Source organism: Ammoniphilus sp. YIM 78166 (genome assembly GCF_004522215.1).
Lineage (GTDB): Bacteria > Bacillota > Bacilli > Aneurinibacillales > RAOX-1 > YIM-78166.
On sequence record NZ_SDLR01000001.1, the window covers coordinates 1,176,066 to 1,202,032 of the forward strand.

At 44.6% G+C, this 25,967-nt stretch carries 26 protein-coding genes; 14 read left to right on the top strand and 12 right to left on the bottom strand.

Features of this window, described 5'->3' with window-relative positions:
• The first annotated feature begins 2 nt into the window (after positions 1 to 2).
• From EIZ58_RS05815 to EIZ58_RS05830, 4 genes are all read left to right on the top strand, one after another.
• Positions 3 to 1,193 (top strand): HlyD family secretion protein, encoded by a 1,191-nt coding sequence (locus EIZ58_RS05815; protein ID WP_134699536.1) that lies wholly within the window; start codon positions 3 to 5, stop codon positions 1,191 to 1,193.
• Entirely contained in the window at positions 1,190 to 2,389 is a 1,200-nt protein-coding gene (locus tag EIZ58_RS05820) for an ABC transporter permease (protein WP_134699537.1), read from the top strand. Before EIZ58_RS05815 ends, EIZ58_RS05820 begins: the two co-directional genes overlap by 4 nt.
• Positions 2,343 to 3,206 (top strand): SDR family oxidoreductase, encoded by an 864-nt coding sequence (locus EIZ58_RS05825; RefSeq protein WP_134699538.1) that lies wholly within the window; start codon positions 2,343 to 2,345, stop codon positions 3,204 to 3,206. Before EIZ58_RS05820 ends, EIZ58_RS05825 begins: the two co-directional genes overlap by 47 nt.
• Before the next feature lie 63 nt (positions 3,207 to 3,269).
• Positions 3,270 to 3,500: a spore germination protein gene (locus EIZ58_RS05830; RefSeq protein WP_134699539.1), complete on the top strand. Its 231-nt coding sequence runs from the start codon at positions 3,270 to 3,272 to the stop codon at positions 3,498 to 3,500.
• A gap of 34 nt (positions 3,501 to 3,534) precedes the next feature.
• Here the strand turns inward: EIZ58_RS05830 and EIZ58_RS05835 are convergent, their stop codons facing one another.
• Positions 3,535 to 3,726, bottom strand: a complete 192-nt coding sequence (locus EIZ58_RS05835) for a capping complex subunit for YIEGIA (RefSeq protein ID WP_134699540.1) — start codon at positions 3,724 to 3,726, stop codon at positions 3,535 to 3,537.
• Entirely contained in the window at positions 3,723 to 4,634 is a 912-nt protein-coding gene (locus EIZ58_RS05840; RefSeq protein WP_134699541.1) for a YIEGIA domain-containing protein, read from the bottom strand. Before EIZ58_RS05840 ends, EIZ58_RS05835 begins: the two co-directional genes overlap by 4 nt.
• A 196-nt stretch (positions 4,635 to 4,830) precedes the next feature.
• Here EIZ58_RS05840 and EIZ58_RS05845 point away from each other — a divergent pair, with 196 nt between their 5' ends.
• From EIZ58_RS05845 to EIZ58_RS05855, 3 genes are read left to right on the top strand one after another with little or no spacing between them, the layout of a single operon-like run.
• Positions 4,831 to 7,152 (top strand): xanthine dehydrogenase family protein molybdopterin-binding subunit, encoded by a 2,322-nt coding sequence (locus tag EIZ58_RS05845; RefSeq protein WP_134699542.1) that lies wholly within the window; start codon positions 4,831 to 4,833, stop codon positions 7,150 to 7,152.
• Positions 7,149 to 7,991, top strand: coding sequence for an FAD binding domain-containing protein (locus EIZ58_RS05850; RefSeq protein ID WP_134699543.1), 843 nt, complete (start codon positions 7,149 to 7,151; stop codon positions 7,989 to 7,991). Before EIZ58_RS05845 ends, EIZ58_RS05850 begins: the two co-directional genes overlap by 4 nt.
• Complete coding sequence (locus EIZ58_RS05855; RefSeq protein ID WP_134699544.1) at positions 7,984 to 8,439, top strand: (2Fe-2S)-binding protein; 456 nt, start codon at positions 7,984 to 7,986, stop codon at positions 8,437 to 8,439. The genes EIZ58_RS05850 and EIZ58_RS05855 overlap by 8 nt, the downstream gene beginning before the upstream one ends.
• 64 nt (positions 8,440 to 8,503) lie before the next feature.
• On the opposite strand, the gene EIZ58_RS05860 is transcribed toward EIZ58_RS05855, so the two are convergent.
• The gene (locus tag EIZ58_RS05860; protein ID WP_134699545.1) at positions 8,504 to 10,630 is read right to left on the bottom strand and encodes a catalase; all 2,127 of its coding nucleotides are present in this window, start codon (positions 10,628 to 10,630) and stop codon (positions 8,504 to 8,506) included.
• Positions 10,631 to 10,774: 144 nt separating this feature from the next.
• Between EIZ58_RS05860 and EIZ58_RS05865 the strand changes: the two genes are divergently transcribed.
• Both EIZ58_RS05865 and EIZ58_RS05870 read left to right on the top strand, forming a co-directional pair.
• Entirely contained in the window at positions 10,775 to 11,110 is a 336-nt protein-coding gene (locus tag EIZ58_RS05865) for a hypothetical protein (RefSeq protein WP_134699546.1), read from the top strand.
• Positions 11,111 to 11,291: 181 nt separating this feature from the next.
• A complete protein-coding gene (locus EIZ58_RS05870) occupies positions 11,292 to 13,241 on the top strand; it encodes an ATP-dependent DNA helicase (protein WP_134699547.1) in 1,950 nt (649 codons plus the stop codon).
• Positions 13,242 to 13,256: 15 nt separating this feature from the next.
• On the opposite strand, the gene EIZ58_RS05875 is transcribed toward EIZ58_RS05870, so the two are convergent.
• Positions 13,257 to 14,417, bottom strand: coding sequence for an MFS transporter (locus EIZ58_RS05875; RefSeq protein WP_134699548.1), 1,161 nt, complete (start codon positions 14,415 to 14,417; stop codon positions 13,257 to 13,259).
• A 261-nt stretch (positions 14,418 to 14,678) separates the two neighbouring features.
• Between EIZ58_RS05875 and EIZ58_RS05880 the strand changes: the two genes are divergently transcribed.
• Positions 14,679 to 15,356 (top strand): protease complex subunit PrcB family protein, encoded by a 678-nt coding sequence (locus tag EIZ58_RS05880; protein ID WP_134699549.1) that lies wholly within the window; start codon positions 14,679 to 14,681, stop codon positions 15,354 to 15,356.
• 328 nt (positions 15,357 to 15,684) lie between these two features.
• Here EIZ58_RS05880 and EIZ58_RS33145 read toward each other — a convergent pair whose 3' ends face one another.
• The 3 genes from EIZ58_RS33145 to EIZ58_RS05890 form a co-directional block, all read right to left on the bottom strand.
• On the bottom strand, positions 15,685 to 15,852 hold the full coding sequence (locus EIZ58_RS33145; protein ID WP_167577524.1) for a hypothetical protein: 168 nt from the start codon (positions 15,850 to 15,852) through the stop codon (positions 15,685 to 15,687).
• A gap of 172 nt (positions 15,853 to 16,024) precedes the next feature.
• Complete coding sequence (locus EIZ58_RS05885; RefSeq protein ID WP_134699550.1) at positions 16,025 to 16,588, bottom strand: NAD(P)/FAD-dependent oxidoreductase; 564 nt, start codon at positions 16,586 to 16,588, stop codon at positions 16,025 to 16,027.
• Between the two features lie 227 nt (positions 16,589 to 16,815).
• Positions 16,816 to 17,685, bottom strand: a complete 870-nt coding sequence (locus EIZ58_RS05890) for a cation diffusion facilitator family transporter (protein ID WP_370297613.1) — start codon at positions 17,683 to 17,685, stop codon at positions 16,816 to 16,818.
• A 160-nt stretch (positions 17,686 to 17,845) separates the two neighbouring features.
• Here EIZ58_RS05890 and EIZ58_RS05895 point away from each other — a divergent pair, with 160 nt between their 5' ends.
• Positions 17,846 to 18,355 (top strand): GNAT family N-acetyltransferase, encoded by a 510-nt coding sequence (locus EIZ58_RS05895; RefSeq protein ID WP_134699663.1) that lies wholly within the window; start codon positions 17,846 to 17,848, stop codon positions 18,353 to 18,355.
• A gap of 496 nt (positions 18,356 to 18,851) precedes the next feature.
• On the opposite strand, the gene EIZ58_RS05900 is transcribed toward EIZ58_RS05895, so the two are convergent.
• A complete protein-coding gene (locus EIZ58_RS05900; RefSeq protein ID WP_370297614.1) occupies positions 18,852 to 19,145 on the bottom strand; it encodes an HPr family phosphocarrier protein in 294 nt (97 codons plus the stop codon).
• A gap of 119 nt (positions 19,146 to 19,264) precedes the next feature.
• Between EIZ58_RS05900 and EIZ58_RS05905 the strand changes: the two genes are divergently transcribed.
• Entirely contained in the window at positions 19,265 to 19,585 is a 321-nt protein-coding gene (locus tag EIZ58_RS05905) for a DUF3892 domain-containing protein (RefSeq protein ID WP_134699552.1), read from the top strand.
• 118 nt (positions 19,586 to 19,703) lie between these two features.
• Positions 19,704 to 19,880, top strand: a complete 177-nt coding sequence (locus EIZ58_RS33150) for a hypothetical protein (RefSeq protein WP_167577525.1) — start codon at positions 19,704 to 19,706, stop codon at positions 19,878 to 19,880.
• A gap of 79 nt (positions 19,881 to 19,959) precedes the next feature.
• Here EIZ58_RS33150 and EIZ58_RS05910 read toward each other — a convergent pair whose 3' ends face one another.
• From EIZ58_RS05910 to EIZ58_RS05925, 4 genes are all read right to left on the bottom strand, one after another.
• The gene (locus EIZ58_RS05910; protein ID WP_255438227.1) at positions 19,960 to 20,610 is read right to left on the bottom strand and encodes a DsbA family oxidoreductase; all 651 of its coding nucleotides are present in this window, start codon (positions 20,608 to 20,610) and stop codon (positions 19,960 to 19,962) included.
• Between the two features lie 185 nt (positions 20,611 to 20,795).
• Positions 20,796 to 22,199 carry a hypothetical protein gene (locus tag EIZ58_RS05915; protein ID WP_134699554.1) on the bottom strand — a complete coding sequence of 468 codons (1,404 nt, stop codon included), beginning with the start codon at positions 22,197 to 22,199 and terminating at the stop codon, positions 20,796 to 20,798.
• Positions 22,200 to 22,272: 73 nt separating this feature from the next.
• Positions 22,273 to 22,950 (bottom strand): sporulation-specific diadenylate cyclase CdaS, encoded by a 678-nt coding sequence (gene cdaS, locus EIZ58_RS05920; protein WP_134699555.1) that lies wholly within the window; start codon positions 22,948 to 22,950, stop codon positions 22,273 to 22,275.
• A 54-nt stretch (positions 22,951 to 23,004) separates the two neighbouring features.
• The gene (locus EIZ58_RS05925; protein WP_134699556.1) at positions 23,005 to 23,394 is read right to left on the bottom strand and encodes a MarR family winged helix-turn-helix transcriptional regulator; all 390 of its coding nucleotides are present in this window, start codon (positions 23,392 to 23,394) and stop codon (positions 23,005 to 23,007) included.
• A 163-nt stretch (positions 23,395 to 23,557) separates the two neighbouring features.
• Between EIZ58_RS05925 and nirB the strand changes: the two genes are divergently transcribed.
• A complete protein-coding gene (nirB, locus tag EIZ58_RS05930; protein ID WP_240688958.1) occupies positions 23,558 to 25,966 on the top strand; it encodes a nitrite reductase large subunit NirB in 2,409 nt (802 codons plus the stop codon).
• Position 25,967: the final 1 nt, after the last annotated feature.

Sequence of the window (25,967 nt, forward strand, 5' to 3'; positions counted from 1 at the left end):
ACGTGGTAAAGCAAAGATGGGCAATCAGTATAGGGGGAGTAGGGGTGATAGGATTACTCTTTCTATTTTTCTTCTCCCCATTAACAAGCGCAAAGAAAGATCAGGAGACCTTTCTTTCTTACAGCGGCATTGTGCAGCAAACAGAATTTGATTTGGGTTTTAAACTTGCCGGGCGGTTACAGTCTATCGAATTACAGGAGGGTCAGCACATCAAAAAAGGGCAGTTGGTGGCACAACTAGAGGCGAACGAATGGGAAGCGAAAGTGAATCAGGCTAGAGCGGCAGTCGAAATAGCAGAAGCGAATTTACAAAAAGCCATGCGCAGCGTGGGGCTAACCGAACAAACGGGTGCAGCCAAGATTGAACAAGCCCAAGCGGCAGTGCACATGGCTCAAGCCAAGCTAGATGCTCTCAAGCATGGCGTACGTAAAGAAGAAATAGCTCAGTTCGAAGCAAAGGTAAAGGCAGCAAAAGAAGCATCCGATCAAGCGGAAGACTTACTGCAACGGACGACCGTTCTCTATGAGCAAGGAGCAGTAGCCCAATCGAAAGTGGATGAAGCAAAGCTACAGGCTGAACAGACAAAGGCTCAAGCCGTACAAACTCAACTTCAATTGGAGATTGCCTTATCTGGTGCTCGCCCAGAGGAGATCGAAGCAGCTAAACAGCAGGTAGAGCAGGCAAGGGGAGGACTAAAGGAAGCCTTGACTAGTACGGCCAAGGTCGATCTTACTCATTCTGATGTACGTTTGGCAAAAGGACAACTGCAGCAAGCCATGGCCCAATTGCAAGAAGCAGAAACCTATTTTTCTTATACCAAGCTCCTCGCTCCTGCAGACGGAGTAGTAACTAAGAAACTGGGGAAGACAGGAGATATGGTAAGTTCTGGGATGACTACGCTTAGTATGGCTGATCCCTTTGATAAATGGGTTACTTACTATGTATTTGAACAGGATCTGGACTTACTAAAAATCGGACAAAAAGTCAGCGTTGTTATCCCAGCAATCGGGCAGGAAATTCTAGGAGAAGTGAAATTCATCAACCCAGCCCCTCAATTTGCCGCAAGAAAAGCTACTAACTACTTGAGCGAAAGAGACGTCCGTTCCTTTGAAGTAAAAATCCAGTTGGTAGAGAAGGTAGAACAAGTTTACGCTGGAATGACAGCGGAGTGGTCAGGAGTGCCTAAGGAATGAAACTATCGGAAATGATATTGGACGAATGGCGAGAAATTATGAAAGACAAACGGCTGCTTATTGTTCTGTTTCTTATTCCGATCTCCTATATGTTTGTCTTTGGGTCGATGTATCATCATGGGCAAGTACAAAACCTGCCTACTATTTATATAGACGAGAGCGACTCTCAATTAAGTAAGCAAATCATTCAGGCTTTTGAGACCTCTTTTTCCTTTCAAGTGATGGGTGCTGTCAGCACTGAAAAAGAGCTGATCCATCTGATTGAAACTGGTCAAGCTGCTGTAGGATTAGTTTTTCCGGAAGATCTATCAGCCAATATTAAACAAGGTAAGCAAAGCGAGCTGTTAACCTTCATTGATGGAAGCAACATGATGGTTTCTAACATTGCCCTTCGAAACGCTAATGAAATCATCCAAACCTTTTCCGGTGGCATTTCATTAAGGCGCTTGGAAGCGAAAGGAATCGATGATACACAAGCTGTCAGTATCCATCAGAGCTATAGAATTCTCTATAACCCAGGTTTCAGCTATGGTATTTTTCTTTTAGTAGGACTCTTCGGTGCTGTTATCCAACAGGTGTTGTTTTTAGGAATCTCTCTTTCGATAACAAGAGAAAAGGAACGTGCCCGTTGGTCGAGTTATGTAAAGGAGTATCCCTGGAAAGTCCTGTATGCTAAAGCTGTTCCGTACTTTCTTATAGGAGTCTTTAACATTCTCATGACTTATGGATTGTTACTGCGTTTATTCCATATTCCCTTGCTTGGGTCCATTATAGATTTTCTTGCTTTATCGGTTGCATTCATCCTAAGTCTTTTAGGCATCGGATTTTTAGCCTCCCTTACTGCGAAAACTCAGTTACAAGCGACTCAGGTTACCATGCTTATCGCCTTGCCTTCGTTCCTTCTATCGGGATTCACCTGGCCGTTTAGTGCCATGCCTTCCTGGGTCGCCGCTATTGGGCAAGCCTTGCCGCTCACTTATTTCCTACATGGAATGAGAGAAGTCGCTGTAAAGGGAAATGCATGGGATCAGATTTCAAATGACATTTTCATCCTTGCTATGATGGCGTTCACCACCTTCATTTTAGCTATTCTTATTTTATTGGTTCAGAGAAAGCAGCTGATATACGGAAAGGAGGAGAGCAATACAAATGGAATCCTACCACCGACAGATTGCCCTAATTACCGGAACCTCTAGCGGATTTGGAATGTTAACGACTGTTGCATTAGCTAAAAAGGGGTTTCAGGTCTTTGCTGCCATGCGCAACTTGGACCGAAGCGGACCACTAGTGCAACTGATAAGGGAAGAGGGAGTGTCTGAGCTTATCGAGATAATCAAAATGGATGTCACAGACCCTCTTGAAATAAAACAGGTGGTGAACCAGATCGCTGACCGATTTAAGCGCATAGATGTGCTCATCAATAACGCTGGTTATGCCGCACCCGGTTTCGTGGAAGAAGTGTCTCTCGAGGAATGGAGAGAGCAGTTTGAGACAAATTTTTTTGGAGTCGTCTCGTTGACACAAACCGTCTTGCCCTTTATGCGCACCCAACGCAAAGGAACGATCATTAATATGAGCAGCATCAGCGGTCGGTTGGGCTTTCCGGCATTAGGCCCTTATGTATCATCAAAATTTGCACTAGAAGGATTTAGTGAATCCCTCCGGTTGGAAATGGCTCCTTTTGGCGTACATGTAGTACTTATAGAACCGGGCTCCTACCAAACGGAGATATGGCGGAAAGGGCTGGAGGCAACAGCGTCAACTTCTATGCCAGACTATCAGCCATGGAAGGAACGGATACGACTAGAAGTAGAGCAAACCTCCGCTTCAGCTGGCAATCCACATGATGTAATTCGTCTGATCGAGCACATCTTGCAAGCGAAACATCCCAAACTACGTTATCCTATTGGAAAAGGAGTAAAAGCAGGAATGGCTTTCAAATCACTTCTACCATGGAGCTGGTTTGAACGTATCATAGTTAATCACTGGAGAAAAGAAAAAAATCCGAGATAACCCATCTTCGAAAAGCGCATATACTGACATAGTAATGAATGATCTGTAAGGAGATGACAGAATATGCGCAAGCCAAAAATTAATAATGTCTATAATCTAAGGGTTAATTCTTTAGACCAGAACTCTTCCGTTGACTTAGGAAATGTTTTTCATATAGGGCATGTCTCAAATGAAGAGACGAATCACGCCCAATGGCTCGCTTCGGATGGAAAATATTCAAGCCATGTAGATGGAAATAATGTGAACACTATTTATGGCCCCAATAAAGTTGATCAGCCACAAAAACAGGTATAGGAAAAAGAAGGTACCCGAATGACGAGTACCTTCTTTATTTTTTGATAATGAGGCAATCCCCAGAAACAAGCTGCAGTACCTCTGCAAGAAAAGCCTTGGAAATGGCTTCTGTAATGGAAACCAGCTCCTTTTCGTTTTTTGCCAAAATCCCTAGAGGCGTACCTCCCAAGTACCTGTCTTTATCGGTTGTGACATAGGCTAATATGCCTTTAATGTCTTGGCTCATTTTTTATCACCTTCTGCCGGGTTTATACTCATTAATTGCGGCGATTTCTTTACGCTTTCAAGTAAAGGGGTATTTAGAATCGTCTCTTTTAATAGGTCAAAATTTTTCACAATCGGAACGAGAACAATAACAATTTTTCCATCTACGAGATCTTGAAAGGCGTAACGCCTTTTTCCTACCGAGCGCGTGGCTTCAAACAAAATGGCATTACGCTGGCCAAGATGCTCAAGGGTGACACGGTAATGCTCTTCGTTGGCTTGAATAATGGCTGCAAGTCCTTCTTTCAGGAAAAAATTCTTAGCAAGTTCCTCACCGACAAGATTAGATACATGCAAACCATCAACATAGAGATCCGAACCACGAATTTCAATCTCCCCTTGTGTAACCGTGGCAAAATCCTTCACCTTTAGCCCTTTGGTAAAGTTACGCAGGAAAATAAATAATGCCGCTCCAGCCAAGATCCCAAGGGCGACCTCAACCCATTTGGGCTGATCAAGCAACTGCATCGTCAATCCCGTGACAAAAGCCGTGAGTAAAGCGTGGTAATTTCTTGCCTCAAAGGTCTTGGCTATCCCATCAATATAAGAATCCCCACGACTCGTATATTCAGTGCGCTCCAACTCAGCCAAGCTTTCTCTTTCAATTTTTCGAACCTCGCGAAATTGCTGGATCGCCAAGCTTAAAAAGGTCACGGCCACGAAATTCTTGGTCATAAGAGTCGGAACAATAAAGGCCCCTAGCGCTGCCGCCAAAGCTCCTGTTACAAAATGAATGAGGTAGCCATTCGGATGGCTTGGATATTGTCGGTAATCCTGCTTGAGCGTAAGGGCTCGCACGACGGTTCCTACGATAGTAGCCGTAATGATCAGCAAAAGATGATCCGGACTGATCATTTCATTGTTATTCATACAAAAAGCCTCCTATAGTGGCAGTACGTATCCACAACCCCACCGCAAAACCTCTTAGAACATGTATATTCCTCCCCATTATCACCAGCAGTGGGGAGAGGTAAACCTTACTAAAGGTTTTAAACGACAGATTTGGGGCAATACTTTCATTGGAATACTCAAGATTCGTGAAGGATAGAGAAAGGGAGAACAGAGTATGGCGATCGGAAAAAGCACCATTCGTAAAGAAGCTCGAGAAAAAGTAACTGGAGCGGCAAAATACTTGGATGATTATCGTTCACCTGAGTTGCTTCATGCCAATCTAGTAACTAGCACCTATGCTCACGCGAGAATACAATCAATTGATACGGCGGAAGCGCGAAAGATTTCTGGTGTACGAGCGATTTTAGTGGGTCAAGCATTCCCTTTAACAGGTGAAGAGATAAGGGATCGGCCACCGATTGCTTTCGGCAAGGTGCGTTACTATGGAGAAGTAGTCGCCGTTGTCGTTGCTGACACGCCTGTAGAGGCAAAACTTGCGGCAGATCTTGTTAAAGTGAGTTATGAACCATTGCCCGTTGTAAATTCTCCTAGAGAAGCCCTGGAACCCAATGCTCCATTAATCCATGAGAATCTAAGCAGTTACCAAATGATTCAGCACGTCTATCCTGAGCCAAATACGAATATCGCGGACCGTACGAAGATCCGAAAAGGTAATATGGAGAAAGGCTGGGCGGAAAGTCAGGTAAGCGTGGAAGCTACCTTTTCCTTTTCACCATCGGATCACGCTGCCATGGAAACCCGCTGTGTGACTGCAGAAATACGTCCTGATGGGGAAATTCAAATTGCTTCCGCTTCTCAGGCTCCTTTTATGATAAAAAAATTATTGGCTAACTATTTTAATTTAGACACAGGTAAGATTGTGGTTCAAACGCCATTAGTAGGAGGCGGTTATGGAGGCAAGGTAGCGGTCCATCTTGAGCTGATTGCTTATATGGCATCAAAAGCGGTAGGAGGCAGACCTGTCAAACTGGTTAACTCCAGGGAGGAGGACCTTGTAACCTCGCCAGTTCATATCGGGTTGGACGCCACTGTCAAGCTCGGCTGCACGACAGATGGACTATTAAAAGCCGCTGAGCTTGAATATAGGTTTGACAGCGGGGCCTACTCGGATAAAGGCGCTACAATCAGCCGAGCCGCGGCAGTATGCTGTACCGGTCCGTACGACATTGAGAACGTATGGTGCGACTCTCTTTGTGTGTATACCAACCATCCCTATGCAACGGCCTATAGGGGCTTCAGTCACACGGAGGTTTTATTTGCTTTTGAGCGAACAATGGATATGCTAGCTGAAAAGCTCGGAATGGATCCCTTGCTGCTCCGCAAGAAAAACGCCATTACTCCCGGGAAGCTCACACCCACTCAATTCCGCTTGAACGAAAGCACGGTCGGTAATCTGCCTGAATGCATTCAGAGGCTCAAGCTGCTGATGAATTGGGATGAAGGTCGTTATGTGGCAGTGAGTGACCGTTTAGTGAGGGCTAAGGGAATAAGCTGTATCTGGAAAACCTCAACGATCGATACCCATGCAAGTTCCGGGGCGACCATTATCTTTAATCCTGATGGGACCATGAACTTAATCTCAGGGCTCGTGGAAATCGGAACCGGAACAAAGACCGTATTGGCTCAGATCCTTGCTGAACGGATGAAAACCGATGTCAACAAGATTCACGTTCGTATGGGGGTAGATACTCAAAGTAGCCCCGAACATTGGAAGACCGTAGCTAGCAGGGGAACGTTTATGGCAGGAAAGGCAGTCCTCAAAGCCGCTGACGAAGTGATTCGTCAACTAAAGGATATTGCTTCTCGTGTTCTTCTTTGTTCCACTGATGATCTAGAAGTTGCAGATGGAAAAGTGTATCTGCGTGATGAGCCCTCCACCTTTCTACTCTGGAAGGATATAGCTTATGGGTATCAGTTCATGAATGGATATTCGATAGGCGGACAAGTCATTGGGACAGGAACCTACCAGCTGCGGCATCTCACCCATTTAGATCACGAAACGGGGGCTGGCCGGCCAGGACCGGAATATACGGTAGGAGCCCAAGGCGTCGAGGTCGAATTTGACATCCGTGATTTTACTTATAAAGTGCTGAAGGCCTATTCAGTGATTGACATCGGAAAAGTATTGAACTACAAAGGAGCTCTTGGCCAGGTGATGGGAGCCATGAATATGGGGCTTGGCTTTGCGTCTAAGGAATCCTTTGTTTTTGACAGACAAGGAATTGTCCTTAACCCTCAACTTCGTACCTACCACCCCCCGCACTATGGAGAGCATCCCGAATATGTGGTCGATTTCGTAGAAACACCTCACGTGGACTCCGCTTACGGTGCTCGAGGGGTAGGAGAACATGGATTGATCGGTATGCCAGCCGCTCTGGCCAATGCCCTTTCGACAGCTTCAGGAATCCAACTGACGAATTTGCCCCTTCTACCTGAATTGATTTGGAAAATGCGAACAGAAGGAGGAACGCCATGATTTCCTTCGACTTTGAGTATTATCGACCCGGAACCGTTGAAGAAGCAGTTGCGCTTCATCGTTCCTTGCGTGAAAAGGGAAAGCGCCCCCGCTATTACTCAGGAGGAACGGAAATTACGACCCTTGGACGACTTAATCAAGTTCAAACAGGTGCGGTTATCGATCTGAAAGGCATAACCGATTGTCATACCCTTCAACTAGAAAAGCAACATGTCGTAATGGGGACCTGCGTGTCTTTAAATAAACTTAAGCAAAGCCAATTGTTTCCCTTGCTTAGTCAAGCTATCAGCGAAGTGGCCGATCATACGGCACGAACCAATATTACGCTGGGCGGTAACCTATGCAGTCAGATCATTTACAGAGAATCCGTTTTACCTCTTCTTTTATCCGACAGTCAGGTTCGAATTGCGGGCGAAGGAGGTATTAAAGAAATTTCAATCCACGCAGCTTTTCAGAAGGAAATGCAACTGTCAGAAGGAGAATTTATACTCCAGGTCCTGACCGAGCAAACTTATTTAACCCACCCCTTTTATCATAGAAAAAGGAGAAAGCAAGGTTCGGTTGGATATCCAGTAGTTACGGTTTCTGCGATGAAAGTGGGAGAACAGGTACGCCTAGCGTTTAGTGGACTGTGTGCATTTCCTTTTCGAAATGAACAGATGGAGCAAGCTTTCAACCAGAGGAAGTTGCCATTAGAAGAACGAATCACCCAAGTAATCGGTTTGCTCCCATCAGAGGTATTAGAGGATTCCGAGGGCTCAGCGGGGTTTCGGCGCTTTGTCCTTCATCAAGCACTTTTGGATGTTGGGGCAGTGCTGGAAGGAGGGGACCATGTCTAAATCTGAGATTACGATCGAAGTCAATGGCGAGTTCAGAAAGGCTTATATCCGTCACGCAGACAACCTGTTACATGTATTACGGGAGCATTTGGGCTTAACTGGAGCTAAGCCGGGTTGTTTGAACGGGGATTGTGGGGCCTGCACCGTGGAGGTGGACGGTGAACCGGTAAAATCCTGTCTTGTATTAGCGATGGAAATGCCTGGGAAAAGGATAACAACTGTAGAAGGACTAAAGGATGCGCCAATCCAAAAAGCTTTTATTGAACATTTTGCATTTCAATGCGGGTATTGTACTCCAGGCTTTATTGTTAACTGCAACACACTGATTCAAAAGCATCCGGATGCGGACGATGCCACGATCAGAGAATGGCTGGAATCTAATATTTGTCGCTGTACTGGGTATAAAGAAATCGAGACAGCTATAAAATCGGTATTAGCTCAACAGTAATTCTTAAGAAGGTTATGGAAAAAAATCAGCAGGCCATGCGACAGCATGGCCTTATTTTTGCGTATCAACCCGGAACAGATCCCTTTTGCATTTCTCTGCCCCAATGACGGTGCTGACTGACCGCTTGAATGAAGGAATTAGAGAAGTCTGTTATATTACTTATGTTTCGTACCGTCAGCACGCCTAGTTCATTGACTAATTGTGCTTGGCTTTCCGGCATGGCAGTCGTTACCCCCATGATTTGCGACGCGTTCAGCAGATCTACTCCTTCGTTAGTAGCACCGATCGTCTTGCAATGCTTGAAGGCTTCGTTAATAAAGTGTATTGCGTCCCCATGGGTCCGAAGTGTATTAATGCTTTGCAGTCCCCCTGCTACGTATACCGCATCATACATAATGGAGCCTGTGGTGACGTAGTTTTTGTCAACCTCAAGCTGAAGTCCATCGGCACTTGTAATCATCCCAAGGTTTTTGCTGATAATCTCAGCTTTGACCCCCTCCGTACGAAGGGCTTGTATCATTTGGGTAACTTCCTGATAATTAAATCCATCTTCCGCCAGAATGGCAACCTTTCTTGTTTTGGCGGATTGCACGGAATTCATCACACTCACGGCAGGAGAGCTTGCCGTTACGCCAGTTCCTCCAGGTGTGGTTGGGGGAGTAGCACCCACCCCCTGTGCAATCTGGTTCGCTAGCTCCCCATCCACATTATTGAACATATCCACTACGCGCTGACGGATGGATTTGTCTTGGACACTTCCCACTTCAAAGTAAAAGGCGTCTATGATATGCTGCTTTTCGGTTGGGGTCATGCTGTTCCAGAATAGAGTTGCCTGCGAATAGTGATCTTGGAAGCTTTGGCTTCTCTCACGAACCTTTTTCCCCTCAACTTTTTCCGCATAATGAACATAGCCATTGGCAGAAGGCTGGGGGCTATTGGATTGGAGATGATTAGGAAAGTAACTTACGCGACCGCGATCAATCGTCATCCGATGGAACCCGTCCCGCTGATTATTGTGCACTGGTGCCAAAGGGCGGTTGATCGGAATCTCTGCAAAGTTTGGTCCGCCTAGGCGCAGCAATTGAGTGTCCAAATAAGAGAACAAACGTCCCTGAAGGAGAGGATCATTGCTAAAGTCAATGCCGGGAACCACATGGCCCGGATGGAAAGCGACCTGCTCTGTTTCGGCAAAGAAGTTTTCCACATTGCGGTTGAGCGTCATTTTCCCAATGCGCTTCACAGGAACCAATTCCTCTGGCCAAATCTTGGTAGGATCCAGGATATCAAAATCGAAGCTGAACTCCTGTTCTTCCTCTAGCATTTGAACGCCTAGCTCGAATTCCGGATAATTCCCCTCGGTAATCACGTTCCATAAATCCCGGCGGTGATAGTCTGGATCTTTTCCCGCCAGTTTTTGCGCTTCATCCCAAACCAGGGAATGAATTCCCAGCAGAGGCTTCCAGTGAAATTTGACAAAGCGGGACTTGCCTTGCTCATTGACAAATCGGAACGTATTCACTCCAAATCCTTCCATCATACGAAAGCTTCGCGGGATTGCACGGTCTGATAGCAACCACATAATCATATGGGCTGTCTCCGTATGGCTTGTCACAAAGTCCCAGAAGGTATCATGCGCAGCGGAAGCTTGTGGAATTTCATTATGTGGCTCAGGTTTAATGGCATGAACCATATCAGGAAATTTGATAGCATCTTGAATGAAAAACACAGGAATGTTATTGGCTACCAAGTCGTAGTTTCCATCTTCTGTGTAAAATTTGGTAGCAAATCCCCGAACATCGCGGGCCGTATCAGCAGAGCCCCGAGATCCAACAACGGTAGAAAAACGAACAAACACCGGAGTTTGAACGGAGGGATCCTGCAAAAACTTAGCTTTTGTATATTCGGCCATCGACTCGTAACACTGAAAATAGCCGTGTACCCCAAATCCTCTAGCATGAACAACACGCTCAGGAATTCGCTCATGATCAAAATGAGTCATTTTTTCCCGGAAGTGAAAATCCTCCATTAAAGTGGGGCCTCTTGAACCGGCTTTTAGCGAATCATCTGTATTAGAGACCTTAACTCCTTGGTTAGTCGTCAGCTCTTCGTTGGCATGACTTTGTGTATAGGGTTCAAGCTGCTGTTGCTTAGATGATGCATTGGGCTTCCCTTGCTGTTCCACTTGGTTCATCCCTTTCTATCCACATTCAGTTAAAGGATATCTTTTCCAAGTAACCAAAAATTATGTAATTTAATAAATAACCTTCTTTCTTTACATGATAAACAAGGGTCTATGTTCACGACCTAAATAAATAGAAGAGGGATGTGCTCTATTATGCAACAGCAACAGCAACAGCAACAGCAACAACAGCAGCAAATTCAACAAGCCATTCAGTCTGCTCAACAAGCTCAACAAACTCTAGCCCAGGCCCAGGCCAGCGCCAATCCGCAGCTTATCCAGCAAGCTCAGCAGCAACTGCAGCAAACTCAGCAACAGCTCCAGCAAGCACAATCTCAGTATGGTGCCCAGACTAGCCCGATGCAGCAACAGATGATTCAACAAGCTCTACAGCAAGCCCAACAGTCAGCACAGCAAGCAGTCCAACAAACGCAACAGGCTGCACAGCAGATGCAACAGGCTCAACAGCAAACACAAAATAATATTCAATAGCATGACAGCATAGGCCGCTCCCATGGGAACGGCCTTTCATTATTCTATGTTTCGTATCCAATTCTATCGGAATTGCTCAACTCTGTTGACCGACGCTAGATGGCGCTCATTAAAGCGGGTTCTTTCTTTGAGAAAAGGGAATTCTATCCACATAAACACTAACGATAGGAGGGAACACGGTTTGATTACTTATCCATTTGCCTTCGATCCGACAAAACCGTTTAGTCAACAAGCCAGTGATTGGATCGCTGATGTATTCTATGACTTTTTACCGGAAGCCGGGTTTGAGGTTCGAGACGAACAGATTTACATGGCCTTTCAGCTGGATCGGGCTTATAGCAAGAACCAAACCATCTTCGCTGAAGGGGGGGTAGGAACAGGGAAGACATTTGTTTATCTGTTATACGCCATACTGTATGCGCGGTATACAAGGAAACCAGCCATTATTGCCTGTGCCGATGAATCCTTGATTGAGCAATTAGTTAAACCTGAGGGTGATATCGCTAAACTTGCACAGCACCTGGACTTAACCATTGATGCTCGATTAGGCAAGTCCCAAGATCAATATATCTGTTTGAATAAATTGGACGAGGCTAGGTCAGAGAAGGATGATACCGGTAGATACCAAGAAATGTATTATGGGCTGCCAGAATTTGTACGTACACCGGAAACTCTTCAATCCTTTACTCCCTATGGAGACCGCAAAGAGTACCCTGACATGACAGATGAGCAATGGAACAGCGTGGGCTGGGATGTGTTTCAAGATTGCCTGGTGTGCCCCCAGCGCCATCGCTGCGGCCTCAATCTTTCCCGCGAACATTATCGGAAATCCACAGATCTTATTATTTGTTCTCATGATTTTTATATGGAGCACCTTTGGACATACGAAGCTAGGCAGCGTAGTGGACAATTGCCATTGTTGCCGCCGCATAGCTCGGTTGTCTTTGACGAAGGCCATTTAGCAGAGACAGCTGCGCAAAATGCTTTAACGTATCAATTAAAGCATACTCCCTTTGAAAACATCGTCACCCGTTTGCTCCAAGGGGAAATTCGCGAGTCCCTAGCCCTAGTGATCGAGGAAGCCATTGAGCAGAGCGAAGCCATGTTTAAATTGCTCGACAAGAATAGTCATACCGTCCCTGGTTCGGATCGTAAAGAAATACTGTGGAATTCCGAATTGCTTCAGGCCATCCAGCGATTCCGTGATCTTCTTACGACAATTGAAGAGGAGCTGGTACTGGAGAGCGGATTATTCACTTTGGATCCGTATCAACTAAAAATAGTCGAAGAGCATTTGGACATGATTCAGCTTGCCTTAGGGTTATTTAGCCAGCCCAAGCAATTAATTTCTTGGGTGACGAAAGATCCAGATGGTATTACACTCGTTATCATGCCTAAGAAGGTCAAAGAAGTATTAAAAGAACGGTTATTTGCCCAAAAGATGCCGATCGTGTTTTCCTCAGCGACTCTTTCCATTAATGGAAATTTTGATCATATGGCCCAAAACCTAGGGATTGAGGATTATTTATCTTTTTCTGTTCCCTCACCTTATAATTATCCTGAGCAGATGAAGGTCAATCTGTTCCCCGACGACTACCTACCAGACAAAATGAAGCTAACAGTGCGATTGCTTCAAGAGTCAGAAGGCGGCTCTTTGATCTTATTCCCTTCCAGAGAGGAACTAGAGCAGTTTGCTCGGGAGATTGATCAATATCCGGAAACAAAGGACCTTCGCTTCCTATATGAAGGAACCGCAGAAATCAGTTATTTGATTTCCCAATTCCAAAACGATGAGCACAGTATTCTTTGTGCTGTCAGCTTATGGGAAGGCCTAGATATCCCAGGTCCTTCGCTGTCTCATGTGCTTATCTGGTCTTTGCCCTTTCCACCGAATGATCCTTTGTTTGCCGCCAAACGCAAAGATACAAGTCATCCCTTCGAGGAAGTGGACATGCCTTACATGATTCTTCGATTAAGACAGGGCATCGGTCGTCTAATCCGCACCCGTGAAGATCGGGGCACAGTCACCATTATGGGGAAGGATTTGATCCGGGAAGAGGTGATGGAGAAGGTGAAACTCATCCTGCCTGAAGGGACCCTGAGTAGGGAGAACGCAGCTTCCAAGCTATAAGATAAAACCAGGCCACTAAGCCTGGTTTTTTTTCTCTCCTTGTATGCATTTGACTATACTCCAAGCTGTTGCAAAAAAGACCATGCCTTCTAATATCATCACCATGATAGGCAAGGACAGCTGGTGGGTCAAAACGGGGGCCAGCAAAAAGCCGACTAGATAACCGCCCCTGCTGAGTAGTTGTTGAAAGCCTAATACTCTTCCGCGGATGTTGTTATCACTTTGCTGAATCAGTACGCGATGAAAAACCTGAAAGCCAGCGTCGGCGAACCCGACGAGGAATAACAGAAGGAGGATCACAGCCTGATGGTCAGCCCAAAAAACCAACATACTAAATAAGGCCATTACCATGAGTGATCCCACCATAGCAGGAAATTGCTTCAAGCTTATTCCACCTAGCCACCATGCTCCTATCAAGCTTCCGATTCCAGTGACTGACCACATTAATCCATTGAGTGTAGAGGATAGCTCAGTAATGGAGTGAGCTAAGATTGGAAGGCCAAAGTTCCACGCCGAAATGGCGATCGCATAGAAAAAAACGAGAATGCTCGGTACGAGGATCCTTGAGTGTTGGTGTATATATTGAAAAGCTTCTCTAATTTCTTGACTAAAAACGCTAGGTACTAAATTTGGAGTGGCCTGACTATCCCAACGTAAGATCCATAGGACCCAAGCAGAAATGATAAAGGTCACTGCATCAAATAGGAGAACCCAGCGGTAGCCCCAATGATCGGCAAGAAGACCGCCAACCAAAAAGCCTACAATGCCAGCAATCGATCCGATTCGAATAATGGTTGCGTTAATTTTAACGACACGATGGTCACCAAATAGATGAGGAATAGAAGCATCAAAGCTTACTTGAAAGAGGCTATACAACACCCCCACAATAAAAGCAGATACCACCACCGTTAAAGGGTTGGGGAAAAGAACAACAGTGATTATCGCCAAGCCACTCCCCAGATCGCTCCCCATCATCAGATGCCTTCGATCGAACCGATCTGCAATCGTGCCTGCATACAAGCTAGATAGAATTCCTCCCAACTGCCTGGAAATAAAAAAAGCCATCAGCCAAAAACCAGCATTCTCAAACGACAAAATCAAAGCCGTAACAGCAATAAAATGCATTCTCGAACCAAAGTCGGATAAACCTTTAATATAAAGATACAATTGTTTCATCTAAACCTCCTATAATCGGTTCAGATGGTCGCCCCCCCTAAGGGGTGCGTACGATGATTACGGCAGATGACATGCACATGCCTCCTTTAGAATAAGTCACAAATGAAGGAAAGATTATGGCAGAGGGGCGGCCCTCCAACTCCAGTATAAGCGATCCTTTTATTCCGTGTCAGAAAAAAATAAGCTTCCTTGCAACCTATTGCCCGTCGGTTCGTCTGAAGTAATAGAAGGATCACACACGAGAATAAGGAGAAATGATATATGAAACAACTATGGAAGCCCATCATGTGGGGTGTATTAGCGGGGAGTCTAGCATTAGGAGGAGCAGCCTTTGCTGCGTCTAAAGTAATGAACATTGAAGTATCGGTGGGTGAGACACCCTTTAAGGTGAATGGAGATCTCATGAAGTCGGAGAAGGTAAGCGAACACGGCTACTTTAATGGAAAGACGCACGTACCCCTTTCTTTTAATTATCAAGGAACGACGTATGTTCCGATTCGCTATGCCGGAGAACTATTAGGTAAAGACATTGGTTATGATCCTAAAACCGGTACGGTGTCAATCAATGATCCAGAGGAAGTCATTAAAGTGGACTCCATTCCTTATGAAATTATCACGGACTTATATAGTGATGGAAGCAATATCCCACCGGAAGTGAGTCAGTGGATTGACGCCAACCGTCATCATGAAGTCGCCTTGACCAAAGACTTTGGTAATCACACCTATGCGTTGATCACAAGAGGAGAAATGAAGACAGGTGGATATGGTATCGAGTTTGAGGGATCCTTCCTAAGGGCAGAGGGCGTCGACTTGTACGTCAAATATAAGAATCCAGAACCCGGCTCCATGACTACACAAGTGATCTCGTATCCAACCTTATTAGTGAAGTTTAACAAGTTTAGTCAACAATCGAAGCCAACATTTAAAATTGAAAACTAGCTGGACAATCGTACAAGCCGCCATTTGCTAGCGATCATATATTAGTAATAGATTAGCTGATGGGAGGTTGAGAAATGAAAAGATTCCGCAACCTTTTTGTGCTTGGTGCAAAAGGGAAAGGGAAGGGGAGATTATCTCTTGTATATAGGATGATAGGGGAAGACACCCTTCAACTTTGCTTACGTAGAGGCCCTCGAACCCTCTTTTGCATTCCCTTGAGAGTATCAAGACCCTTTGATTAGGAATGGAGAATACATGAATGTCCCTGCCTATTATTAGTAGGGACATTTTCGTTAATCGTAAGAAAAGAGTGAGAGCATCACTCGTTTTATTTCATTTGAAGATGGGCTAATTGTTCATTAATCAAACGAATCTGATTATACAGCTGAAGCCTTTCTTGCCAAGAAAGCCTAGAGTCAACCACTTGATCTTTAAGCTCCTCTTTCCTGGCTATCAGCCTATCTGAGGAATCAGCATTCAACTGTTCAATAAACATAAAAGCCTTCCTCCTTCCGAACTCAAATAAGATAAACTTATACTACAATTAACTATCCGTTAAGTCAACCTTCGTCTATACCATAGATTTTCGGTCTGTTCATTTCATATGTGGGGGTCTGAATGCATAAAGCCCGATTTTTTAATCGGGCTTTAATAAAAGGTTTATCCAATTAGGCTTTTAATACATCATGATCTACATAGCGCTCTCCGTTTAAGTGACTGATTAGATTAATGGCAACCTTTGCACCATCTCCAGCCGTAATGATCGTGTGAACGCTCACTCCAGCTACTGTTCCAGCTGCCCAAATTCCCTCAATGTTCGTTCTTCCATCAGCATCCACGTCCAATACGGTCTTAATACGCGGCTCCGTACCTGCCTTGGTTTTAATACCCGCTGCTTCAGCAAGATCCACAGCAACGCCTGTGGCCACTATCACTTGGTTGGCCTCATATGTACCGTTTTCAGTTTCGATGTTAAAGCCCGCGTCGGTTTTCGTGATGTTTTTAACCGCGCTTTCCAAGATTTCTGCGCCAAATTTGCTTGCTTGTTTTTTTCCAAGTTCCACAAGCTCAGGTCCTGTGATTTCCATAACGCCATAATGATTCTCGACCCAAGCTCTTTTCGTCATGCTTTTGTCATGATCTAGAATTAATGTTTTCTTTCCAGCTTTTGCAGTAAAAATCGCAGCACTTGATCCTGCCGGACCCGCGCCAATGATAGCAACATCGTACATTCTGAGCACCTCTTTCATTATGATTTGGTTGTCGTAGCAACCATAAACCAAGGGAAATGAAATTATTATCCTGTAAGAAATGTTGCTACAACAACCATTGGTTTAAAAACATTCTAAACGATTTAGTTTATAAAGTCAAATGTTACAGAGTTTTTTGGAAAGAGCGGAGACGAAATATGAGTAAGCCCCTCTCATGCATGATGAAAGGGGCAGGATTGTTGAAAATGTTATGAAGTTAGTACTAGTTTTTTGTCTGTGTCTGGCTCAATATGGATATGTACATTCGATACATGGTGCCTCTCCAGCATGATTTTTTCGATATTATTACAGATATCATGACACTTCACGATATCCATATTCGGGTCAACATGGATAACGACGTCAACAAAAATCTCCGAGCCGTTACTGCGAGCCTTGACGTCATCTACGGCTCGAACTCCATTTATTAGCATGATGGTTTCAATATACTGAGGTAACTCCGCTTCATCGAATCCATCCGTTAACACATGGGAAGACTCACGGAAGATAGTCCAGGCTGTTCTGCAGATCATGAAGCCTACAACTAAAGCAGCCAAAGGATCGAGCCAAGACATATTGAATTGCGCTCCTAAAATTCCAATAGCTGCCCCAATACTTACCCATACATCTGATAAATTATCTTTTGCAGCTGCATGAATGGCTTGACTATTTGTATCCATCGCTAGCTTACGATTAAAGCTGTAAACTGCATACATAACACCTGCACAAAACACAGCAATCCATGCGGCAATAGTATCCGGTGCAGCGGTTCCTGTGGAATTGAAGATATGTTGAAAGGAATTCCACATGATATTTAGACCCACACTTACCATAATGAAGGAGGCAAGCAAGGAAGCAATAGATTCAGCCTTGGAATGCCCATACATATGATTGGCATCTGCTGGTCTTTTCGATATTTTAATTCCAATTAATATGGCTATAGATAAGATAATATCCGTCGAATTATTTAATCCATCTGCGATGAGTGCTTCTGAATTTGTCGAATAACCAATTATCAATTTCACTAAGGAAAGAAAGACATAGGCTCCGATACTTAGCCAAGCTCCGTGTTCAACCATGGTCATTGCCTCCAAAAAGGTTTTCACTTATACATCCGATGTCATTATAGCAATGGAAAATCATGTGGGTCTAGAGAAACGTTTTTTCGTAAATTAAATACTTTTATATCCGTGCATACAATTTGCATGAGGGAAACTATGAGAGAGGGAAGGGTTCATGATGAATAAGGTAAAAATTGAACAGATAAAGGTTAATGACGGGTATAGTGATGACCTCGCAGATCTACTGATGCAGGTTGTAGAAGATGGGGCGTCCATTGGCTTTCTCCCTCCTATGCAGAAATGCAATGCTGCTAGCTATTGGGAAAGCGTGTGCAGTCCAGAACAAATTCTTTATATCGCTACCTTTGATCAGCGCATCATCGGAAGTATCCAGTTACATTTATCTACCAAGCAAAATGGGACACATCGGGCTGAGATAGCCAAATTAATGACACACCCTAACTACCGGCGCATGGGTATAGGGCGTTTACTTATGCAAAAGGCTGAAAAAAGAGCTGTAGAAGAAAACAGATCTTTACTCATTTTAGATACGAGGGAAGGGGATCCGTCTAATCATCTGTATACGTCATTAGGCTTTTTACAAGGGGGAAGAATTCCTAACTATGCTCGTTCCGCTACTGGGGAGCTAGACGCGACAATTATATACTATAAGATCCTTAGCGATTAACAGAATTCACACGGTAATTTGCAAGATTTTTTTAAGATGTCGATTAAGTTGTTGAACTGCGGGATAGCACAGAGGGCATCGAGTTGGGCCTTAAATATTAGTGGTAGAAAGTCCATTTAAACGAAAAAAATAGAGGAAAAAAAGCAAAATAAGTGGAGAATCGACAACTAAATCTTCAATAGAGCTTGTAAATTTGGCTTGCAGAGCTAATAGTTGGATTTTTTCCACCTACAAAAATGAAATCCTAGACAATTTTAATCAATAAGTGGAGAATTGCCATCTATTGATTCTTGTTTCCATCTTAGATGTTTACTATCAGTGGACTTTTGTTGATTTTGTCTTTTAAAATACCCTGTAGGGGGTATCGGGATTCGATAGTAATAATGCAGATAAAATGAAAACAGGACTTTTTCCGACATAACAGTTGGAAGAAGTCCTGTTTTGAGATATAGTTGTAAACACACCTTGAAAATCGGTTATCCTTCAATAGATCGATCTAAACAATTTCAACTTTCATCCCATATTTTTCGAATACATCCTTCATAGCTTTTTTGGCTTCTTCCTCATCATCTCCATGAATTTCTAGCTTGTAATGAGTAGAAGTCATTAAAGACATGCTCAAACCAAGAAAGCTCTTTACATCTACAATTTTATTCCCTGTGTGCAGCACAATGCTGGAACTGAAGTCTTGAGCCTTATGGGCAATGGTGACCATTTCTTTTACATTAATTGTGCCATTTTCAATGGCTCTTGCCACTTCAAAAGCATCTGTCATTTTTTTAAAATCCATTTTACATTTACCTCCTTCGTTAGTATCTGCTTCAATTATAGCACGATCAGGAGGTAAGTCTAATGTTTCCCTCCTTAGGGCATCCTATTTAACGAACACATGTTTGAGGAGGCATTTACATGGAGCAGCAAGGTCAAAGCCTAGAGCAAATCTACGAAGAGTACCTTAATAACGGGCGTCAGCAAGCTAAGCAAGAAGTCCAAATGACAGTAGAGGCCGGTCAGGAAGAGATTGTTGCAGTAAGGAAAAATGAGGAAGGCAATCTTATCGCATTTAAGACGAATACGGGTCGTGTCTTAGACTATTTGACTGCTCTTGAAGAGGCTAAACAAGGAAGACTAGCCCACGTTGATGTTTTTCACAAGTATGGACGTGACATTTTGCGTAGCGAACCCGATGGAATAGAGGAAAATAACCTGGATCGGTTGCCAGAGTTCTAGCACAGGACCCTTGAAAGGGTCTTTTTTTACCTATTTTGACTTGGTTGGGTATTTATACCTTTCATTTTTGGGTCCTCAAACATATTCTATTGAAACTGCATACAAGGAGGTGATCTTCATGAGAGCAGTAAATAAACTAAATAAACTTGTAGAACAATTACTAGCTTCCTTAAAGCACTTGAAACAAACGAAAGTAGGTAAACTCACAACGATTAAGCAAGGAGCTAGAGGCAAGTTGCAGACATTAAAATCAGGTAAAACAAGAAAACTTCATACTTTGAAAAAAGGCCGATAAATAAAAATAGAGGGTGTCCCAAAGGTCGCTTGCGGCCTCCAGGGACACCCTCTTTCCTATTCGAGAGAAGGGTACTTTATTATTTCGGGATCTCACAGCCATTTTCATCACAGGATGGTCCTTCTTCACCTGTAAGGGTGAAAGGTCCATCTTGTTCATGGATCTGTCTTAGTGCTTCCACGAACGTCTCCGTTGGTTGGGCCCCAGTAATGGCGTATTTTTTATTGATAAGGAAAAACGGGATACTGCGAATGCCGTACTCCTCTGCTTCTTTTTCATCTGCTCGGACTGCGTCACCTTGGCTGGTACTTGCCAGCATAGCTGCCGCGGCCTCACGATTTAATCCCACTTCCTCTGCTAACTGGCTTAGTACGCGATGGTCGCCAATATGCTTGGACTCTGTGTAGTACGCGCGTAGTAATCTTTCAGTCATGGGCTTCATTAAGCCCTGTTGCTTCGCGTACATCACGAGACGATGTGCATCAAAGGTATTCGTTAAAATCATCGTCTCGAAATGGAAATCCAAACCAACGGACTTTGCCGTTTGTTCCAAATTCCTGCAGTTGGCCTTCGCTTGTTCGATGCTCATACCATATTTTGCGGCCAGCTTTTCATACATATTGTAATTTGTGTTCTTTTCCATGGTTGGATCTAATTCGAAGCAACGATACGTGACTTCCACGGAATGATCAATCTGCTGAAGGGCGTCTTCCAGACGCCTCTTGCCTATATAGCAAAATGGTCAAGCAAAATCCGTCCACATTTCAATTAACATCAGACATACCTCCATCTCTTTTTCCTCTTAAGTATACCCATGATCGTGAAGATTTGACTACAAGACGAACACATTTGCCTACTGAAATAACAAATAGACCGCTGGAGTGGATCCACTCCGCGGCCAATTATTAGAAGCTATTAGAAGAAAAGCAGAGCAAACAGCGTCGAAACAACCAATCCGATTACAACCGGAAAAAAGTTTTTGCGAACAAGTTCCATGACAGGAACCTTGGCAAAGCCGGCAACCGCGACTAGAGAGGACCAGGCTATCAAGGTTCCGCCTCCCACCCAGATGGCACCCATTTGGCCAATTGCCGCGAGGGTAACGGGATCAATTCCGACAGTAGAGCCTAGCGCTCCTGAAAGCGCTCCTGTTAAAGGCAAGCCAGAAAAACCTGAGCCATCTAGCCCGGTAATCATCCCTACAAGGAGGATGCCGAACCCGGTCAAAAATTCATTTCCTGGAATGAAGTTATGCGCGGATTGGATGAGCTCAAAGAGGAAAGAAGGTACCTCAGCTTCCAGACCTAATATTTTTCCGGCGGATTCGTTGTTACCCAAAAAGAAGAATCCAGCAATCGGCAACACGGCACCCATAGCTTTGAATGCAAATAGCAAACCTTCTATGATATGATGGCTTACATTTTCCAAGCCTTCCTTGACCTGGTGGGTGAAAGAAGCAGCGATAAGCAGTAAAAGTGCGGTACCTCCAATGAGTGCTGCACCTGCACCACCTTGAATGGCAGCTTCCCCAAAAAACTTTACATATACCATATAACCGACCACCGCTAGAAAAGAAAGGGGAACAATGACGGCAAACCATTTTCCTTTTTCAGAAGAAGCAACCTTTCCTTGCGATGGGAAGGAGGATTCCAAATCCCATTTTTTCAGATTCGAATCCGATGGAGGGGTAATCGTTTTACGTATAGATAAGTAACCAAGCACAATGGCCACAATTCCCGTAATTAAAGAAAGGACTAATGCACGGTCTGCTACAGCCGCTACATCGAGGTGGGAAGTAGTGGAACTTAACATCGGGGCGATTTGGATTACATAATCGGAGGATAAAGCCATCCCTTGACCTGCAAGCGCCACGGCCATCCCAGCGCCAATGGCTGGCAGCCCTGCGCGAATGGCTACAGGAATAAGAATCGCTCCAACGAGAGGAACGGCAGGTGTTGGCCAGAAAAACAACGAGATCGCGTAGGTGCTGACAATGAGAATCCAGAAGGAAATGTGCCCATTGACCATAACCCGCTGGAACGGAATAATCATTCGTTTATCCGCCTCGATGGATTTAAGCGAATTCAAAAGGGCGGTCATGACGGCGATTATGAGAAAGATATCAAATAATGCACCCGCCGCGGTTAAGCTCGCTCGGAATGTAGACTGCAATCCCGTGATAAATGAACCCGTAAAAGACCAGGCTACAGCAAAAGTGACCAGAATGGCCGGAACCACTACATTTTTTCGGAACAGCATCGTAAGAATGATCAGAAGAGTACCCAATAAATAAAACCAATGAGCCAGAGTTAACTCCATAGATCTTGCACCCCTTTATTCTTAGGTAGAATAACTTATGCAAGAGTCTGGGCTATGGTTCATTATGAGGAGATTAATTGTAAAGGCGGATTGAACCTTGTGACATCGCTTGCGCCGAGCTAAGATCCACTTCAGTAAATCCAAATGGAACAATGGGATAAAGTCTGCCACTCAAGGCAAAAGAAGCTTTGCCCGTTTCCTCTGATACAACAAGCACGAGGGCATCGCTGCATTCCGTTAAGCCTAAAGCAGCACGATGACGCGTCCCTAGTTTTTCCATCTCCCTCATTGCATTGGAGAGGGGCAGGACATTGGCTGCCGAAACAATCTGATTAGATCGTATGAGGACCGCTCCGTCATGCAACGGGCTTCCTGGAGCAAATATGGACTCTAATAAAAAATGACTCAACGTTGCACCTATCGGTGTCCCAGAATGCAGGATGCCATCAAGGGAGTCGCTCCTCTCAATGACTATGAGTGCTCCATGCCGGCGTTCTGCCAAGTTCTGGAGAGTAATAGATAGATCCACATATTTATCAGTAAACGGGGACAGATAACAGTTCAGATAAAAGGATGAAGCTGTTGCTTCATTTTGTGCAAAAGCTCTCCTGATTTGTTCGAATTTTCTTAGGAGGCAGTACTCTTCATTGTCCAATTCATCTAAGCATTCCTGTATCTGATTCACAAGCTGTTGCAGATCTTCCTTTAACTGTATTTTTAATGGAGAAAAATCACAGTTCAACGATTCCATCTTCAAGCACCATTCCTTTCATTCAAATAATAATATTTGCTGAAAAGGAATTTCTTACACTTCTTTCAGAAAACCAATTCTCTTAATTTCCTCTAGATGAATTTCCGACAGTCGCTCGAGGATTTGCAACCCTTCTGTCGTCACCTCGACAAGCACGCTGCGCCCATCCGAAGGGTTTGCCTTACGTATCACAAGACCAAGCTGTTCACATCGGTCAATAAGACCCACGCAGGCATGGTGGGTAATTTGGAGCCGTTCTGCCAGTTCTCGGGGCGTAACGGAATCTCGACCAGGATATCCTTTGACCGCTAGCATTAGCTGATGCTGTTGGGGGGTAAGTCCTTCATTGCGTGCAGCTGTTTCACTAAAATGGAGAAACTTTCGAAGCTGGTATCGAAATTCAGAGAGTGTTTCATAGACCTCTTTAGGCAATGGTCGTTTCACAGGCTGTACCTTCTTTCCTTTTCATTCCTGCCATTTCATAGTTTATCACAAAACAATGGTTGGAATTATACGTGTAAGGTAACCTAACACACTTGTGGATCCCTTGTTCTTTTTTCACTATGATCTAATTAATCTGAAACATCGAAACAAGGAGGCAAACATGGTGAGCAAGAGAAAACTCGTCTTAGTGGGTAATGGAATGGCAGGCGTCAATTCTATCGAGCATATATTGAAGCTTTCAGGGGATGTATTTGATATTACGATTTTTGGAACAGAGCCATATCCAAACTATAACCGGATTCAGCTTTCTTATGTATTGGGAGGTGAATCCAAGCTCGAAGATATTATGATTAACGACTGGGATTGGTACAAGGACAATCAGATCCAGCTTCACACCGGTCAAACCGTAACCCGTATCGATACGGAAAACCAATGTGTGTATACCGATGGAGGAATCGCTCAACCTTATGATGACTTAATCTTGGCCACAGGATCGAACCCTTTTATGCTTCCATTGCCAGGTGCCAACTTATCAGGAGTTATATCGTATCGAGATATAAAAGACTGTGAGATGATGATTGAAGCATCAAAAAAATACAAGAAGGCTGCCGTTATCGGAGGAGGATTATTAGGATTAGAAGCAGCCCGCGGATTGTTGAATCTTTCGATGGATGTATCGGTCATTCATGTTTTTGACCATTTGATGGAACGACAGCTTGACCCGACAGCCAGTTTACTGCTTCAAGCGGAGCTTGAAAGCCAAGGAATGAAGTTCCTCATGGGCAAACAAACCGAAGAATTGTACGGATCTGAGAGAGTGGAAGGCATTCGCTTCAAGGATGGAACTTACGTTGAGGCAGACCTGGTGGTTATGGCGGTGGGGATTCGACCCAATGTGGCATTAGCCAAAGAGTACGGAATCGAAGTCAACCGAGGAATTGTCGTGAATGATTTTCTTGAAACCAATATCAAAAATATTTATGCCGTTGGTGAATGTGCGGAACATCGCGGGATCGTCTACGGATTAGTTGCTCCCTTGTATGAGCAAGGCGCTGTGTTAGCAAAAAGAATTTGCGGAGTAGAAACCAAGCCTTATGAAGGTTCGGTTTTATCCACGAAGCTCAAGGTCTCTGGGGTAGATGTATTCTCTGCAGGAGAGTTTATGGATCAACCCGATACGAAAGCCTACCGCTATCAGGACGACTTCAACGGTGTTTATAAGAAGGTATTAGTAAGAGAAAATACGATTGTTGGTGCCGTTTTATTTGGGGATACCACGGACGGAACACGCTTATTCCAGCTCATTCGAAACTCGGCAGACGCTACTGAATTAAAACCTCTGTTTGCCGCAAGCCAAGGAGAAGAGAAAATTGCCGCATCCCAAGTGGAGGGCATGGCGGGTGACGAGCTGATATGCGGATGCAACGGTGTATCCAAGGATGCGATTGTCCAGGCGATTCAAGAGAAAGGCTTGGATTCCGTTGAAGCCATTAAAGGCTGTACAGGCGCATCAAGATCCTGCGGAGGATGTAAGCCTTTAGTCCAGGAGTTGCTGCAATGCACCTTAGGGGATGCGTTTCAAGCCGTAGAAAAGGAACCCGTTTGCTCCTGTACGGACCTTAGCCGAGACGAGGTAGTCGAAGCGATCCGCACCATGCAACTGACCACTAGCAAAGAAGTCATGAATGTTTTGGAGTGGAAACAAGAAGGAGGCTGTTCGAAGTGCCGTCCCGCTTTAAATTACTACCTTGGCATGGTTTGGCCGGTGGAGCACGAAGACGAACGTCATTCTCGTTTTGTCAATGAACGATTGCATGCCAATATCCAAAACGACGGAACGTATTCTGTTGTTCCTCGAATCTATGGAGGAGTAACCAACCCTGATCAGCTTCGGAAAATTGCCGATGTCGCTGATAAGTATCAGGTTCCGATGGTGAAAATTACAGGCGGTCAGCGAATCGACTTATTAGGCGTCAAGAAAGAAGACCTGCCGAAGATGTGGGAAGACTTGGATATGCCATCTGGTCATGCTTACGCCAAAGCATTGCGTACCGTAAAAACCTGTGTTGGAGAAAGCTTTTGCCGATTTGGTACGCAAGATTCAATTGGGATGGGAATCGAGATGGAAAAACGATTCGAAGGCTTATGGACTCCTCATAAGGTAAAAATGGCTGTGTCCGCTTGTCCACGCAATTGCGCTGAGTCCGGCATCAAGGATATCGGTGTGGTAGGAGTTGACGGAGGATGGGAGCTCTATGTAGGTGGAAACGGCGGCGTTCATTTACGCGGAGGCGATCTGTTCGTTAAAGTAAAGACGAAAGAGGAGGTCCTGGAGTGGTCTGCTGCCTTCATGCAGTATTATCGAGAAACCGCCAAGTATCTAGAAAGAACCTCCCACTGGGTAGAGCGTATGGGACTTGAGCCCGTTAAGCAGGTATTAGCAGATGCCAAGAAGCGTCAAGAGCTTATCGCTCGGATGGATGAAGCTCTTTCTGTGGTCAAGGATCCATGGAAGGAAGCAATAGAAGAAAAACAAGTCCGTGGCATGTTTGAGACCATTACAGCGCAATAGG

What these genes read in the sequence shown, in the direction of transcription:
- EIZ58_RS05830 (WP_134699539.1), top strand. Translation starts at nt 3,270, where the DNA reads ATGCGCAAGCCAAAAATTAATAATGTCTATAATCTAAGGGTTAATTCT.
- EIZ58_RS05865 (WP_134699546.1), top strand. Translation starts at nt 10,775, where the DNA reads ATGCAACAGCAACAGCAACAGCAACAGCAACAACAGCAGCAAATTCAA.
- EIZ58_RS05845 (WP_134699542.1), top strand. Translation starts at nt 4,831, where the DNA reads ATGGCGATCGGAAAAAGCACCATTCGTAAAGAAGCTCGAGAAAAAGTA.
- EIZ58_RS05895 (WP_134699663.1), top strand. Translation starts at nt 17,846, where the DNA reads ATGAATAAGGTAAAAATTGAACAGATAAAGGTTAATGACGGGTATAGT.
- EIZ58_RS33150 (WP_167577525.1), top strand. Translation starts at nt 19,704, where the DNA reads ATGAGAGCAGTAAATAAACTAAATAAACTTGTAGAACAATTACTAGCT.
- EIZ58_RS05915 (WP_134699554.1), bottom strand. Translation starts at nt 22,199, where the DNA reads ATGGAGTTAACTCTGGCTCATTGGTTTTATTTATTGGGTACTCTTCTG.
- EIZ58_RS05835 (WP_134699540.1), bottom strand. Translation starts at nt 3,726, where the DNA reads ATGAGCCAAGACATTAAAGGCATATTAGCCTATGTCACAACCGATAAA.
- EIZ58_RS05900 (WP_370297614.1), bottom strand. Translation starts at nt 19,145, where the DNA reads ATGGATTTTAAAAAAATGACAGATGCTTTTGAAGTGGCAAGAGCCATT.
- EIZ58_RS05860 (WP_134699545.1), bottom strand. Translation starts at nt 10,630, where the DNA reads ATGAACCAAGTGGAACAGCAAGGGAAGCCCAATGCATCATCTAAGCAA.
- EIZ58_RS05820 (WP_134699537.1), top strand. Translation starts at nt 1,190, where the DNA reads ATGAAACTATCGGAAATGATATTGGACGAATGGCGAGAAATTATGAAA.
- EIZ58_RS05855 (WP_134699544.1), top strand. Translation starts at nt 7,984, where the DNA reads ATGTCTAAATCTGAGATTACGATCGAAGTCAATGGCGAGTTCAGAAAG.
- EIZ58_RS33145 (WP_167577524.1), bottom strand. Translation starts at nt 15,852, where the DNA reads ATGTTTATTGAACAGTTGAATGCTGATTCCTCAGATAGGCTGATAGCC.
- EIZ58_RS05890 (WP_370297613.1), bottom strand. Translation starts at nt 17,685, where the DNA reads ATGGTTGAACACGGAGCTTGGCTAAGTATCGGAGCCTATGTCTTTCTT.
- cdaS (WP_134699555.1), bottom strand. Translation starts at nt 22,950, where the DNA reads ATGGAATCGTTGAACTGTGATTTTTCTCCATTAAAAATACAGTTAAAG.
- EIZ58_RS05840 (WP_134699541.1), bottom strand. Translation starts at nt 4,634, where the DNA reads ATGAATAACAATGAAATGATCAGTCCGGATCATCTTTTGCTGATCATT.
- EIZ58_RS05905 (WP_134699552.1), top strand. Translation starts at nt 19,265, where the DNA reads ATGGAGCAGCAAGGTCAAAGCCTAGAGCAAATCTACGAAGAGTACCTT.
- EIZ58_RS05850 (WP_134699543.1), top strand. Translation starts at nt 7,149, where the DNA reads ATGATTTCCTTCGACTTTGAGTATTATCGACCCGGAACCGTTGAAGAA.
- EIZ58_RS05825 (WP_134699538.1), top strand. Translation starts at nt 2,343, where the DNA reads ATGGAATCCTACCACCGACAGATTGCCCTAATTACCGGAACCTCTAGC.
- EIZ58_RS05880 (WP_134699549.1), top strand. Translation starts at nt 14,679, where the DNA reads ATGAAACAACTATGGAAGCCCATCATGTGGGGTGTATTAGCGGGGAGT.
- EIZ58_RS05875 (WP_134699548.1), bottom strand. Translation starts at nt 14,417, where the DNA reads ATGAAACAATTGTATCTTTATATTAAAGGTTTATCCGACTTTGGTTCG.
- EIZ58_RS05885 (WP_134699550.1), bottom strand. Translation starts at nt 16,588, where the DNA reads ATGTACGATGTTGCTATCATTGGCGCGGGTCCGGCAGGATCAAGTGCT.